General features: G+C 65.5%; 11 protein-coding genes. 3 read left to right on the plus strand and 8 right to left on the minus strand.

The annotated features are described in order from the left end of the window. Nucleotides 1-46: 46 nt before the first annotated feature. Nucleotides 47-688 (minus strand): FxDxF family PEP-CTERM protein, encoded by a 642-nt coding sequence (locus tag HUX88_RS31950; RefSeq protein ID WP_229213582.1) that lies wholly within the window; start codon nucleotides 686-688, stop codon nucleotides 47-49. Between the two features lie 312 nt (nucleotides 689-1,000). Here HUX88_RS31950 and HUX88_RS28105 point away from each other — a divergent pair, with 312 nt between their 5' ends. Continuing rightward, on the plus strand, nucleotides 1,001-3,103 hold the full coding sequence (locus HUX88_RS28105; protein ID WP_176363895.1) for a TonB-dependent siderophore receptor: 2,103 nt from the start codon (nucleotides 1,001-1,003) through the stop codon (nucleotides 3,101-3,103). Nucleotides 3,104-3,204: 101 nt separating this feature from the next. Here HUX88_RS28105 and HUX88_RS28110 read toward each other — a convergent pair whose 3' ends face one another. From HUX88_RS28110 to HUX88_RS28125, 4 genes are all read right to left on the minus strand, one after another. Then, nucleotides 3,205-4,335, minus strand: coding sequence for an acyltransferase (locus HUX88_RS28110; protein ID WP_176363896.1), 1,131 nt, complete (start codon nucleotides 4,333-4,335; stop codon nucleotides 3,205-3,207). A 96-nt stretch (nucleotides 4,336-4,431) separates the two neighbouring features. After that, on the minus strand, nucleotides 4,432-5,469 hold the full coding sequence (gene adhP, locus HUX88_RS28115) for an alcohol dehydrogenase AdhP (protein WP_117015261.1): 1,038 nt from the start codon (nucleotides 5,467-5,469) through the stop codon (nucleotides 4,432-4,434). A gap of 184 nt (nucleotides 5,470-5,653) precedes the next feature. Next, nucleotides 5,654-6,778 (minus strand): DUF418 domain-containing protein, encoded by a 1,125-nt coding sequence (locus HUX88_RS28120; protein ID WP_176363897.1) that lies wholly within the window; start codon nucleotides 6,776-6,778, stop codon nucleotides 5,654-5,656. After that, a complete protein-coding gene (locus HUX88_RS28125) occupies nucleotides 6,778-8,760 on the minus strand; it encodes a helicase-related protein (protein ID WP_176363898.1) in 1,983 nt (660 codons plus the stop codon). Before HUX88_RS28125 ends, HUX88_RS28120 begins: the two co-directional genes overlap by 1 nt. 136 nt (nucleotides 8,761-8,896) lie before the next feature. On the opposite strand from HUX88_RS28125, the gene HUX88_RS28130 reads away from it, so the two are divergent. Continuing rightward, complete coding sequence (locus tag HUX88_RS28130; RefSeq protein WP_117015264.1) at nucleotides 8,897-9,211, plus strand: TM2 domain-containing protein; 315 nt, start codon at nucleotides 8,897-8,899, stop codon at nucleotides 9,209-9,211. 75 nt (nucleotides 9,212-9,286) lie between these two features. Next, the gene (locus tag HUX88_RS28135) at nucleotides 9,287-9,883 is read left to right on the plus strand and encodes a YigZ family protein (RefSeq protein WP_176363899.1); all 597 of its coding nucleotides are present in this window, start codon (nucleotides 9,287-9,289) and stop codon (nucleotides 9,881-9,883) included. A 32-nt stretch (nucleotides 9,884-9,915) separates the two neighbouring features. Here the strand turns inward: HUX88_RS28135 and HUX88_RS28140 are convergent, their stop codons facing one another. The 3 genes from HUX88_RS28140 to HUX88_RS28145 all read right to left on the minus strand — a co-directional run bounded on the left by HUX88_RS28140 (nucleotide 9,916) and on the right by HUX88_RS28145 (nucleotide 13,500). Next, nucleotides 9,916-11,121 (minus strand): DUF418 domain-containing protein, encoded by a 1,206-nt coding sequence (locus HUX88_RS28140; RefSeq protein WP_176363900.1) that lies wholly within the window; start codon nucleotides 11,119-11,121, stop codon nucleotides 9,916-9,918. Nucleotides 11,122-11,195: 74 nt separating this feature from the next. Next, nucleotides 11,196-11,942, minus strand: a complete 747-nt coding sequence (locus HUX88_RS32825; protein ID WP_308937157.1) for a response regulator — start codon at nucleotides 11,940-11,942, stop codon at nucleotides 11,196-11,198. Further along, entirely contained in the window at nucleotides 11,860-13,500 is a 1,641-nt protein-coding gene (locus tag HUX88_RS28145; protein ID WP_229219593.1) for an ATP-binding protein, read from the minus strand. The genes HUX88_RS32825 and HUX88_RS28145 overlap by 83 nt, the downstream gene beginning before the upstream one ends.

A 13,500-nucleotide genomic window follows, 5' to 3' on the forward strand; every position in this document is an offset into this window, starting at 1 on the left:
AAAAAAACGCCAGCAGGAAGCTGGCGTTTGATTTGGCGCGCTGCGCTTATTTGGCGCGGCGGCGGCGTGCGATGAAGCCGATCAGGCCCAGGCCGGCCAGCAGCATGCCGTAGGTTTCCGGCTCGGGGACGGGAGTGGTGGCGTAGCTCCGTTGGCCGGTGTAGAAACCGACGTTCGAGAAGCCGGGAATGCTGTTCGAGTTCCCTGCGTTGTTGAGCCAGTTGATGGCCCAGCTGCCGGTCAGCTTCTGGCCGGCCAGGATGGCCTGGTCGTTAAACAGGAAGCTGCCGACATTATTGCCAGCGTGGAAGGACAAGGCCAGGTCCAGCGTGGTGTTCTTGGTCGCGCTGGTGTTGGTGATCGTCCAGGTACCGCTGGTGTGGCTGGCCGCCTCCGTGAAGGAGAAGGTCAGGCCGTCGGTCGGTGCAATGTCAGTGAATACCAGCTTGCCGGTCTTATCGTTGAATTCGACCGTCTCGGCCAGGCTCCAGCCCTTGGCAGAGGTACCGGAAGCGTTCACGAAGGCGCTGTCGAAACCCTGGGTCGACTGGATGGGGTTGATGTTGCGGCCCTGGACCAGGACATATTTATCCGCATTGTCCCCGGCCAGCTTGACGTCCTTCGCGCTGGACGTGCCAGGCCCCGGATTGCCAGCCTGCGCGACAGCGGCGACGAGGGTGGTGCTCAATAAGGCAATTTTAAAGATGGTTTTCATTGTATGTTCTGATAAGGTTGATAAGAAATTTCTATTTTGAAATTTAAATTTCCTAAATGCATGGCCGAAAGATATCATCCTCGCCAAATAAGTACAAGAAATATATTTGCAATTTCCACAAGGAAATAAATCAACCCGGGCGCCCTGCCAGGGAATTCCGCCGCCTGATGCGCTTTGACAACAGTCAATTGTTAAAGGGCAAAGCGCCGTGTATTGTGGAGCATCTGCTGTTGCTCGACTTTCAATATGAAACAGTTCCCCTCCCCGCGCGCTGCGCGCATGTGCATGGCAGACTTCCGGTCCGCCGGGCTGATCGCCTTGGCTTTGTCGTCCTGGCACCCCTGGTCGCTGGCTGCGGCCCAGCCGGAGGATGAGGACCTGGCCCTGTACGGCATGGACCGCTCCGCCATCAGCCTGGCGACCGGCTCGGTCCAGACGCTGCGCCGCGCGCCGGCGGTCGCCTCGGTGGTGACGGCCGAGGATATCGCCGCCATGGGGGCGACCGACCTGGACCATGTGCTGGAAGCGGTGGCAGGCATCCATGTCACGCGCGTGGCGACCATGTATGCGCCCAACTACATCATTCGCGGCATCGGCGCGGGCGGCGTCACCAATCCCCAGGTGCTGGTCCTGCTCAACGGCCTGCGCATGAACACCGACTACAACGGCGACAAGGGCAATATGTGGGCCAGCATGCCGCTGACGAATGTGGCGCGCATCGAGATCATCCGCGGCCCCGGCTCGGCGCTGTATGGCGCCGACGCCTTCGCCGGCGTCATCAACATCATCACCAAGACGGCGGAGCAAATGCCGGGCCTGCGCGTGGGCGCGCGGGCCGGCTCGTTCAACGCGCGCGACGCCTGGCTGGAATACGGCCGCAAGCAAGAGCAGCTGTCCATCGCGGCCTACCTGCAAGTGGGCCGCACCGACGGCGCCGACACGCTGATCGAGGCCGATGCGCAGACCCTCAACGACCGCCGCTTCGGCACCCACGTGAGCAAAGCGCCGGGCCCGATGAACACCGGCTACAACGCCTACGACGGCAGCCTCGACCTGTCCTGGCAGCGCTGGCGCTGGCGCACCAACCTGAAGTGGCGCGATCATGTCGGCACCGGCCTGGGCGTCAATTCCGCCCTCGATCCCGACCACCGCGCGCGCAGCGGCTACGCGGCCAGCGAGCTGTCGTGGACCGCGCCCGACTTCGCCAACGACTGGAGCGTGGGCGCATCGCTGAGCTATATGTTTTTCACCGAGCAGTCGCCGGACGGCCTGGGGCTGTTTCCGGCGGGCGCGCGCATCGGTCCCAACCTTTTCCCGAACGGCATGATCGGCGGCCCCGGCCGCTGGGAGCGCAATCTGCGCGGCTCGGCCTTCGCCACCTACAGCGGCGTGAGCGGGCACGCGCTGCGCCTGGGCGCGGGCCACGACGACCTCTACCTGTACGGGGTCGAGACCATGAAGAACTTCCTGATCAGCCCGGCCGGCATCCCGATCCCGACCGGCGCCGTGATCGACTACGGCCCGATCCAGCCGCACATCCGGCCCCAGCGCCGCAAGATCAACTATGTCTACGCGCAGGACGAGTGGCAGTTCGCGCGCGACTGGGCGCTGACGGCCGGCATGCGGCACGACGACTATTCCGACTTCGGCGGCACCACCAACCCGCGCCTGGCGCTGGTGTGGGACGCCGACCTCGACATCACGGTCAAGCTGCTGCACGGCCGCGCCTTCCGCTCGCCCAGCTTCAACGAACAGACCGGCATCAACCCGGTCAACATGGGCAACCCGCAAGTGCGGCCGGAGACCATCCGCACCACGGAGGCCGCGCTGGCCTGGCAGGCGCGCGCCGACCTGAACATCAATCTCAGCCTGTTCCGTTACACGCTCAAGGACCTGATCCGTTCGGTGCCGAACCCGGCACCCGCGCCGGGCGCCACCTACCAGAACAGCGGTGGCATGGATGGCAACGGCGGCGAAATCGAGCTGGCATGGGACCTGAGCCCGTCCCTGCGCTGGCAGGCCAACTACGCGCGCCAGAACGCGCACGACACGATCACCCACAGCGATCCGGGCTACGCGCCGCGCCATCAAGCCAACACCCGCCTGGACTGGACGCCCGGCCCCGGCTGGCAGTTCAGTCCGCAACTGAACTGGGTGGCGGGCCGGCGCCGCGCAACCGGCGACGCGCGCGCCCCGGTCGCCGACTACCGGACGGTGGACGCCGCCCTCACCCGGCAGTTGCCGCATGGCTGGACCGTGACGGCCACCGTGCGCAACCTGTTCGACGCCGACGCGCGCGAGCCGAGCCTGGCGCCAGGACTGGCGCTGCCGTTCGATATCCCGGTATCGCCGCGCACCCTGGCGCTGCAGTTCAGCGTCAAGCTCTGACCGGCGCCGGCGGCCTGCTTACGGCACCGCCGACCGGCAATGGTGTTTCGCACGACCAGCCGGCCGCGCCCACCCGGAAACGCGGGACGGCACCGTGGCGGTCACGACAGCACCGAGGGCGACGACAGGCCGGGGCGCGGGCGGCGCGGTGCGGCGGCGAGGCGGACAGCGCGTCCCAGCGGCGTCTCCACCCAGCGGAAAAATACGGCGCCGGCAAGCAGGCTGGCGCCCCACGCGAGCAGCATGCCCGCGCCCTGCCACAGCGGCCCTTCCGGCACAAAGCGGCTGAACGCCGCGTTGACCAGCAGGCAGACAGGGAAATGAATCAGGAACACCGAGTACGATATCCGCCCCAGGCCGTTGACGACGGCCCAGGCGCGTCCGGTCGACACCGTTCTCGCCCGGCCGAACAGGTACAACAGGCAGGCGACCACCAGCGCCAGCGCGACGCGGCTGCGGAAATCCAGAAACAGCGCCGCCGTCGCCGGCACCACGGCCATCGCCAGCAGCAAGGCCACGGCGCCGGGCGCACGGCGGCGGTCGCTGGCCCACCACGCCATCATGCCCAGGCCATAGCTGCCGAAGAAATACGGCGCCCAGTTGTCCCAGTCGGCATCGAGGTTGAAATGCAGCAGCGATACCGTGATGCCCAGCGCGGTGATGGCCGGCATCAGCCAGGGCATGGCGCGCCCGCCGGTCACGCGGCCCGCCAGCCACAGCGCCAGGGCCGCGACGGCATACAGCTGGAAATCGATGGCGACGTACCAAGCGCCGGCCGACAGCGATGGATAGCCCAGCACGCCATGCAGCAGCAGCGCGTGCGCGCTCAGCTGGCTCAGGGTGGCCGGCGCGGAGACCGAACTGTGGGTCATCCAGTCGCCGGCCCAGGAGGAGGCGACGGCGGCCAGCAACGTGGCAGCCATGAACGGCGGCGCCAGCTTGGCGTAACGCCGCCGGATCGCGCCCAGCGGATCGGCCAGCCCGGGCGCGCCGGCCGGCGACAGCGATTTGGCCACCAGGAAGCCGCTGACGACGAGGAATACCTGCACGGCAATGCGCGCAGGTCCCCCCAGCCAGGCTATCAGCGCCGGCAACAGCGGCCGCACCTGGTCGGACATGGGTCCGTAAAAGGCCAGGTGGTGCAGCACAATCAACTGCGCCGCGCCGGCCTTCAGCAGACTGATCAACCCAAATTGTGGCGGGGGCGGGGCGGGCCCTCCCACTTTGCTCATTCATTCCGTCCCTAAACATCCAGCTTGCATAACCGGCCGCCATGATAGCCGAGCTTGGCATCCGGTTGGCGCGCGTTTAGGGTAAATCAGGTGGTATCAATGCGTTTTCGACGCGAAGTCAAGCACGATGCGGCCTTCGATATCGCCTTGAAGCATCCGGTCGAACACATGGTTGATATTGTCCAGGCTGTCCGTGGAGACGGTCGCCTTGACCTTGCCCTCGGCGGCGAACATCAGCGACTCCTGCAAATCAAGCCGCGTGCCGACGATCGATCCGCGCACGGTGATGCCGTTCAACACCATGTCGAAGATCGGCAGCGGGAAGTCCCCGGGCGGCAGGCCATTCAACGACACCGTGCCGCCGCGCCGCACCATGCCCAGCGCTTGCGAGAAGGCGATCGGCGAGACGGCGGTCACCAGCACCCCGTGCGCGCCGCCGATCTCTTTTTTGATCACGGCCGCCGGGTCCGCCGTCTTCGCGTTGATCGCCAGCACCGCGCCCAGGCGGCGGGCCAGCGCCAGTTTGCTGTCGTCGATATCGACCGCCACCACCTTCAGTCCCATCGCGCAGGCGTATTGGACCGCCATGTGGCCGAGCCCGCCAATCCCCGAGATCACCACCCAGTCGCCGGGTTTGGTATCGGTCATCTTCAAGCCCTTGTAGACCGTGACGCCGGCGCACAGGATGGGGGCGATCTCGACGAAGCCTATCTCCTTCGGCAAGTGGCCGACATAGTCGGCGTCGGCCAGCGCGTATTCCGCGAATCCGCCATTCACCGAATAGCCGGTGTTCTTCTGCGATTCGCACAGGGTCTCCCAGCCGCCGAGGCAATGCGGGCAATGTCCGCAGGCCGAGTACAGCCATGGAATGCCGACCCGGTCGCCGCTCTTGACATGCTTGACGCCGGCCCCGACCTCGACCACGTAGCCCACACCCTCGTGACCGGGAATGAACGGCGGCGCGGGCTTGACCGGCCAGTCGCCGTGGGCGGCGTGCAAGTCGGTATGGCACACGCCGCAAGCCTCGATCTTGACCAGGATCTGCCCGGCTCCCGGCGTCGGCACCTCGACGTCCTCGATCACCAGCGGCTGGCCGAATGCCCGCACCACCGCAGCCTTCATCATTTTGCTCATGACAGGCTCCCGACGTTTCTGGCGACCAGGTTGCTCCACTTTCGACTATTTTTGTCCAGCATTGTCAGGCCTCTTCAAAAAGAAAAAACAATATGATCCGGTAAGGGACTTGCTGGCATTGATGCTAAGCAGCTGCGCCTGAAAATCCTTTGATCTCGATCAAAATCGCCTTTACCTTTTTGAATTAATCCTTTTCGAGCAACGCGACGCGCATGGGCTGCACGGCGCCGTACATCAGCGTGCGCCACAGCCACTCCAGCGGACCGTAGCGGTAATGCCGCAGCCACCAGGCGCTCGCCGCCATCTGCGCCGCGTACACGACCAGGCCCAGCAGGAACACCGGCGCGGCGCCGAGCCGGCCGAACTGTCCCAGCCCGTAGCCGAAGAAGATGTACCCGAAAATCAGCGATTGGGCGATGTAGTTGGTGAACGCCATCCGGCCCAGTGGGGCGAAGACGTGCAGCACGCGGCGCCGCGCCAGCAGCAGCACGGTCGCCGCGTAGCCGGCGGCCAGCAGGGTCTGGCCCGCGCCTGCGGCCGCATCCAGCATCGACAAGGCCGCACCGCCCGCCACGCCGGCCACGGCGATGGCGGCCAGCAGGCGCCGATGCTCGTCCGGCCGCCGCGCGACGCCGGTCCGCCACGCCAGCGCGCCCAACAGGAACAAGGCCAGCGTCCTCGGGAACACGTAGATGTGCAGGGGCAGCAGCACGGGCAGCTCGTCAAGGCTGAAGCGGCGTATTTCAGCGAAGCCGCCCGAGGCGAACACCTGGTTGGCCAGCGCGACATGCTGCTCGAACCATCCCGCTTCCGGCCACGGTATCCCGACCGGCACCACGCCGATGAACAGGTAGAGCACGAACATGCCCGCCGCCGCGACCGCCAGCGCCCACACCGGGGCCGCCAGCAACGGCAGCACCAGCAAGCCGCCCAGCGCGTATTCGGTCAGGATGTCGCCGTTCCAGATCAGCAGCAGGTGGATCAGCCCGAACACCAGCAGCACGGCCAGCCGCCGCATCAGCCAGTAGCGCGGACGCCCGGTCCTGCCCAGCCGCTCGAACTGCACCGCCAGCCCCAGGCCGAACAGCAAGGAAAACACCGCGAAGGCCTTCATCTCGAAGCCGGCGCGCACCAGGGTTTCGACCCAGCCGTCGAGCACGCCGGTGGCCGGATCGGGCGGCAGGAACTGCCGGAAGATCGAGACACGGAATTCCGACACCAGGTTCACCATCAGCACGCCGAACAGCGCCACGCCGCGCAGGATGTCGATCGCGTCGATGCGCTCGTTGGCGCCTTCGCCGCGCGCCATCAGCGGCGGAACTTCTTCGGCTGGCGCTTGCGCAGCGCGGAGTTCTGGTCCTGCAGCATCGCATCCACGCGCTCGGACGCCTGGCGCGACAGCTGCTGGGCGCGCTCGGTGTCCGGGAAGTATTCGGGCTGACGGTAGGCCAGCCACGCGTAGGCCGAATACATGCGGCAGGCGTCCTCCACCTCCTGCAGCGACATGTAGTGCAGCGGCACCTGCTCGGTCTTGATCGGCGTGATCTTCTTGGCGGCCAGCGCGGTCGCCCAATGCTCCCAAGCGCGCTGCAACGACGGCACCTTGGACGAGATCGGCACCAGCGACAGCGCGAACTTCTCGGCCACGGTCAGCTCCAGCGTGTCGAGCCAGGCCGCGCGCTCGAACTGGTCCTCGGTGATGCGCGGGTAGAAGAAGCCGTCCGGCACGTCGATGTTGTGGACGAAGCGTTTCAACAGCTTGGCCAGCGCGTGCTCGTTGGTCACCGACGAGATCCGGTGCAGATGCTCCAGCGTCGGCGCCACGGCGAAGCCGGTGGTCTTGAGCGGCACCGGCTTTTCCTTCAGCAGCGAGCGCACCACGTTGTGGGTCTCGTTGTCGTAGCCGGCCACCAGGCCCTCCTCGTGCACGCCGAAGCGCCCCGCCCGGCCGGCGATCTGGCGCGCCAGCGCGGCCGGGATCTCTTCCTCCTCGTAGCCGTTGTACTTGACCGAGGTGGTCATGACGATGCGCGCGATCGGCATGTTCAGGCCCATCGCGATCGCGTCGGTGCCCACCACCACGTCGGCCGCGCCGTCGCGGAAGCGCTGGGCCTGCGCGCGCCGCACCTCCGGCGACAGGTTGCCGTACACGGTGGCCACCGACAGGCCCAGCTCGGTCACCATGTCGCGCCACATCAGCACCTCGCGGCGCGAGAAGCAGATCACCGCGTCGCCCCGCCGCAAATTGCTCAGCTTGCGCACGGCGGTCGGCTCGACGGACAACGGGCCTTTGCGCTTGAGCACGTGGACCTCCAGCTCGCACTCCAGCCGCGCCGCCAGCACTTCGATGGCACGGCGCGCTTCCGGCGCGCCCACCAGGTACACCACCTGCGCCGGCGCACCGCAGACGGCGGCGGTCCAAGCGGCGCCACGGTCGCGGTCGGCCAGCATCTGGATCTCGTCGATCACCGCCACGTCGACCGGGGTGCGGGTGTCGAGCATCTCCACCGTGCTGGCCACGTGCGTGGCGCCGGGCACCAGGCGACGCTCCTCGCCCGTCACCAAACTGACGGCCAGCGGCTTGCCGTGCGCCTCCATGGCCTGCAAGCGTTCGTAGTTCTCCAGCGCCAGCAGGCGCAGCGGCGCAAGATAGACGCCGCTGGGCGCCTTGGCCAGCGCCTCGATGGCCTGGTGGGTCTTGCCGGAATTGGTCGGCCCCAGCAACGCGATGAAACGCCGCTTCATGCGCCGCGCCACGTCGAACGAGGCCGGGTATTCGGCCAGGTTGATGCTCTGGCGGGTGCGCTCGGCGTGCTGCTCCTCCATCTCGCGCTCGACGGCGTGCTCCAGGCGCTGCCGGATGCGGTCGAAGACGATGCCGGCCGGCTCGGATATCTGCATGTCCGCCAGCGCGCCGAGGAAAGGTTGCGCATCGAGGCCGCAATCGTCGCAGGCGTCGGCCATCTCCTGCACGAAGGCACCGACATAGCCGCGCAGCTCTTCGCCGACGGCGTCGCTGGCACGCTCCAGCAGCAGCTGGGAACGGGTATCGGCGTCCATCTTGCGCCATTTGGACGCCTTGGCCAGCACGCCCTGCGCCGGCACCAAGTCGTAGGCGACCTGCAAGCCGTTGTACGACACCACCCCGCTCAAGCGCAGGAACACGCGGCCCTCCTGCCGCGCCAGCACGACGCCCCGGGCGCTCAGGCCCAGCCGGTGCATCAGGTCGTCGTCCTCCCCCTGATCGCTGTCTGTGGCGGAGTGATGCGGTGCTGGGGAGGAATTGCTCATATGCGATACTCGGGTAGGTAGGCTGAAATTTTAGCAGATCGTTACAGTTGGTGAGAAAGCTAAGCCCGGCCCCCACCTATAATATTCCGCCTAGGCAATCAGCCTACAACAACAATCAGAAAACAAAAGGGAAAACATGGGCATGGTATTCTGCCGCGGTTGCGGTAAAGAAATTCACGAGACAGCACCAACTTGCCCGCATTGCGGCGCGCCGCAACATGCCAGCGCCGCCTCCGGTCCGCGTTCGGACAAGGATTACGTCGTCACCGTATTGCTGTGCTTCTTCCTGGGCGTATTGGGCGTGCACCGCTTCTACGTCGGCAAGATCGGCACCGGCCTGTTAATGTTGTTCACATTCGGCGGCTTCGGCATCTGGGCGCTGATCGATTTTATTATCGTCGTTCTCGGTAACTTCACCGACAGCGACGGCCTCAAAATCAGCAACCGCTAAGCGCGTTTTTGTCTTTCCTCCGGATTTCTGGCACCATAGCCCGGTTTACACCGCCGCCGTGCCAGAAATCCCGCCATGCCCTTCTCCATCGCCACAGCCGTTCACCACGAATTGCTGATTAAAAAAAGCCGCTTTATCGCCTGCGTTCAGCCCATGACGGACCGGAGCGCCGCGCAAAAAGTGGTGGCTGAATTATGGGCGCAACATCCGGGCGCCGCCCACGTATGCTGGGCGTTATTAGCCGGCGGCCAATCGGCTGCGGTCGACGACGGCGAACCGAGTGGCACCGCCGGCCGTCCCATGCTCGATGTATTACGCCACCAGGATCTGGAAGGCGTATTAGCCACCGTGGTCCGATATTTTGGCGGCGTTAAATTGGGCGCCGGCGGTTTGGTGCGCGCTTATACCGACAGCGTGGCCCAGGCATTATTAAAATCCGAGAAAATCGCGATTATCAAGCTGCATTATCTTATCTGCACCGCGCCTTATGCGATGGAAGGCATGATACGCCGCGAAATTGAACTGGCCGGCGCCAGTCTCGATAATGTCGCGCATTCCGACCACGTGCAATTCGAATTCAGCCTCCCCGACAGCGCAGCCGCGCCATTGGTCAGCCGATTGAATGAGGCCGGCCATGGCCGCATTCAATGGATCGCTCCCGACGACGAATAAAGCGATTGGCGGCCATCGCCGCCGTTCGCCCTTCACAAGCTGTTTTTTGGTATATTCGCGCCAATATTTGGCATGGCTTCGCTCTGGGCGCCGATCCAGGTGGCTTTGTGCCACAGCGTTTCAAGCGGCCCCTGCTTGTGCCGGCGCAGCCACCAGACGCTGAACTGCCGTTGCAGCACCGCCAGCGTCAGCCCGATCGCCAGCGCGAAACTGGCGCCGGTGTATTGATACATCCCCAGGCCGAAGCCATAATAAATCGACGTGCCGACGATGGATTGCACCACATAACTGGTCAAACTCATGCGGCCCAATGGAGAGAATATACCCAGCCAATTTCCCGCATAAGACAGCAACGTAAAGCTCGATACCAGCACCGCCATGAACGCCACGTTCGACCATGAGGTCACGATCACCAATAAAGGCCGGCGCACCGCCGCGCCGATATGCCACAGGTCGGGATTGCTTTTCAGCAGATACAATGGAATAAACGCCAGCATGGCAATCAGCAGGATTTTACGCCAGAATGTCTTGTTCGGAATCGATGGAATAAAAAGTCCTTTTCTGCCGGCCAACATACCCAGCATGAATAATGCCGGAATCTGGAATATGCGACCATTTTCCCAGCTCCAGCGTATTACCCCTATTTTCCCGTTGCTTAAATTCCCCATCCAGACGTCGAATGCGGAACCATGCGCCATGTATTTTTCGGCACGGCCAAAATATGCCCACGAGGCGGGATCGGCGAGTTTCTCGTCGGGATTAGGCAGCGCCTGAAAGAATTCCACCCAGGCGTGCGGCAATAGTAAAAACAATATGGCGATACATAACACCACGCCGGTGCGCAAGCGCGCCACCGGTATCAGCGCCAGCCCCAATACGGCATAAATACTGAGGATGTCGCCGTGATAAAACATGGAATTGAACAAGCCGAATCCCAGCAATAACACCATGCGCCAGGCAAAGCGGGCGCGGAAATCCTCGCCGCGCAGTTCACGGTTGTGATCCTGGATGTAGAACGTCAGGCCGAACAGCAGCGCGAAGATCGCGTACGACTTGCCGCCGAACAGGAAGAACAGGCTGTCCCAGATCATCTTGTCCACCGCCACCAGCCAGGCCGGCAATCCAGCGGGAAGAAAATAGAAATCGAAATGCTCGATGTTGTGCAGAAGCATGATCGAGACGATGGCGAAGCCGCGCAGGGCATCGATCACATCCAGACGGGAGGAGTTGGCGCGCATGATGTTCCATCAACCTTGGCAAAGTGAATAGGACGCCAAGTGTAGAATGGAACCGCTCCCAGCGGTGCGTTTTTTCAGGCCCGGCGGACCGCCGGCGCGCAATATTTGGCGACCGTGAGGACCATGTCCTCGAACTCGATCGGCTTGGCGATGAAGTCGTCGACGCCGGCGGCGCGGCATTCGTCGCGCTCGGCCTCCAGCACGTTGGCGGTCAGCGCCAGGATCGGCAGGCTGCGGTAGCCCTGCGCGCGCAGCAGGCGCGTGGCCTCGTTGCCGTCCATGACCGGCATTTGCATATCCATCAACACGGCGTCGTAGAACGGGCCGTTCATCACCTGGTCCACGCCTTCGCGGCCGTTGTTGGCCACGTCCACCTCCGCCCCCTCCAGTTGCAGCAAGGCGCAGGCGACTTGCTGGTTGAGCGGGTTGTCCTCCACCAGCAGCAGCCTCAGCCCAGCCAGGCGCAGCCCCGCCGACGCGGCGGCCTCCGGCACGACGGCAGGCGGTGCCGCGTCCACCGCGCCATCCTGCGGCGCGACCCGTTGCAGCGCCTCGTACAGCATGGCGGGCGTCAACGGCTTCATCAGCACCAGGTCCAGCACGCCGGCCTCCTGCTGCATGCGCTGATGCAGCGCATGCGTGGCCTCGGCCGCGGCCAGCGCGACGAACGGCGCCGCCGTCTGCCGGCGCAGGCGCAACACGCCGTCCCAGCTGTCCACGCCGTCGAACAGGAACAATTCATAGGCGGCCCCGGCGCGCAGGCAGCGCGCGCCGGCCAGGTCCGCGACCCAGTCGGCCTGGCCGCCGAAGCCGGCGATCATCGCCAGCAGCAGCTGCCGCGACTGTTCGCCGGCGCCGACCACCAGCACCTTCAACGGCAGCGCCGCGCGCGGCGCCCTGCGCCGCCCTGCCGTACGACAGCGTGAACGAGAACGTGCTGCCTTCGCCGGGCGCGCTCTCGACCCGCAGCTCGCCGCCCATCAGGCGCACCAGCCGCTGGCTGATGGCCAGGCCGAGGCCGGTGCCGCCGAAGCGCCGCGTGGTCGAGCTCTCGGCCTGCGTGAAGGAATCGAAGATGCTGCCCTGCTGCTCGGGCGCGATGCCGATGCCGGTGTCGCGCACGGAAAAGTGCAGCCGCACATGCTCGTCATCGCCGTCCAGCAGGCACACGCTCACCACCACCGAACCGCGCTCGGTGAACTTGACCGCGTTGCCGGCCAGGTTCACCAACACCTGGTTGAGCCGCAGCGCGTCGCCCAGCACGTCGGTCGGCAGCGCCGGGTCGAGGTCGAACAGCACTTCGACCGGCTTGTCCTGCACGCTGGCGCCCAGGATCAGCGCCAGGTTGCGCAGCATCTGCTCCAGGTTGAACGGCACCCGCTCCAGCACCAGGTTGCCGGTTTCGACCTTGGAGAAATCCAGGATGTCGTTGAGGATGCCCAACAGCGAATGGGCTGCCGCGTAGGTCTTGTCGACGTAGTCGCGCTGCTGCGGGCTCAGCTCCGTGAGCCGCAGCAGGTGCTGCATGCCGAGGATGCCATTCATCGGCGTGCGGATCTCGTGGCTCATGGTGGCCAGGAACTGGCTCTTGACGCGCGTGGCGGTCTCGGCCCGGTTGCGCTCGACCAGCACCGCGTCGCGCTCGCGCGAGAGCTCCTCGGTGCGCTCGCGCACGCGCGCCTCCAGCGTCTCGTGTCCCTGCCGGATCGCCTGCGACATGTGGTTGAAGGCGCGCGTGGCCTGGGCGATCTCATCGTCGCCCACCACCTCCAGCTGGCCGCCCAGCTGGCCGGCCGCGATCATCTGCGCGCCGTGCGTGAACTGCGCGATCTGGCGGATCAGGTAGCGCCCCAGCAGCAGCGAGAACAAGGCCACCATCGCCATCTCCAGCGCGGCCAGGCCCAGGCTCCAGCGCTGGGCCGCCGCCAGCGTCCGCTCCAGGCTGGCGACATCGAGCCCGATCCGCACGCTGCCATAGGTGACGCCGGCCACCGCCACCGGGCTGCTGACGGCGAACATGCCGTCGGCCGCCTCGGACAACGACGCGTGCGGCACGAAGGGCCTGGCCAGCGCCTCCGGCCGGCCCGCCTCCACCAGCACGCGCTGGTCGGCGTCGAGCACCTGCGCGTACAGCGTGCCCTCGGTGCCGCTGAGCTGGCGCGCGAACGATTGCAGGCCCTCCAGGTCGTGGCTGATCACCGCGTCGCGCGACATGGCGGCGAAGGTCTCGGCCGTCACGCGCGCGTGGCGCAGCACCTGCTGCTCGTTGGACTCGCGCAAAAAATGCAGCACGCTGAACACCAGCACGCCCAGCAACAGCAGCTCGATCAGCGCGATGCCGAGGATGGTCTTGGCGCGGAAGCTCAGGGCCAGCCGCAT

This window comes from Duganella sp. BJB1802, from assembly GCF_013369445.1.
GTDB classification, from domain to species: Bacteria; Pseudomonadota; Gammaproteobacteria; order Burkholderiales; family Burkholderiaceae_D; genus Rugamonas; species Rugamonas vulcania_A.

Coding starts and splice junctions, on each gene's coding strand:
- HUX88_RS28105 (WP_176363895.1), top strand. CDS start 1,001: ATGGCAGACTTCCGGTCCGCCGGGCTGATCGCCTTGGCTTTGTCGTCC.
- HUX88_RS28110 (WP_176363896.1), bottom strand. CDS start 4,335: ATGAGCAAAGTGGGAGGGCCCGCCCCGCCCCCGCCACAATTTGGGTTG.
- adhP (WP_117015261.1), bottom strand. CDS start 5,469: ATGAGCAAAATGATGAAGGCTGCGGTGGTGCGGGCATTCGGCCAGCCG.
- HUX88_RS28120 (WP_176363897.1), bottom strand. CDS start 6,778: ATGGCGCGCGGCGAAGGCGCCAACGAGCGCATCGACGCGATCGACATC.
- HUX88_RS28125 (WP_176363898.1), bottom strand. CDS start 8,760: ATGAGCAATTCCTCCCCAGCACCGCATCACTCCGCCACAGACAGCGAT.
- HUX88_RS28130 (WP_117015264.1), top strand. CDS start 8,897: ATGGGCATGGTATTCTGCCGCGGTTGCGGTAAAGAAATTCACGAGACA.
- HUX88_RS28135 (WP_176363899.1), top strand. CDS start 9,287: ATGCCCTTCTCCATCGCCACAGCCGTTCACCACGAATTGCTGATTAAA.
- HUX88_RS28140 (WP_176363900.1), bottom strand. CDS start 11,121: ATGCGCGCCAACTCCTCCCGTCTGGATGTGATCGATGCCCTGCGCGGC.
- HUX88_RS32825 (WP_308937157.1), bottom strand. CDS start 11,942: ATGATCGCCGGCTTCGGCGGCCAGGCCGACTGGGTCGCGGACCTGGCC.
- HUX88_RS28145 (WP_229219593.1), bottom strand. CDS start 13,500: ATGCGGCTGGCCCTGAGCTTCCGCGCCAAGACCATCCTCGGCATCGCG.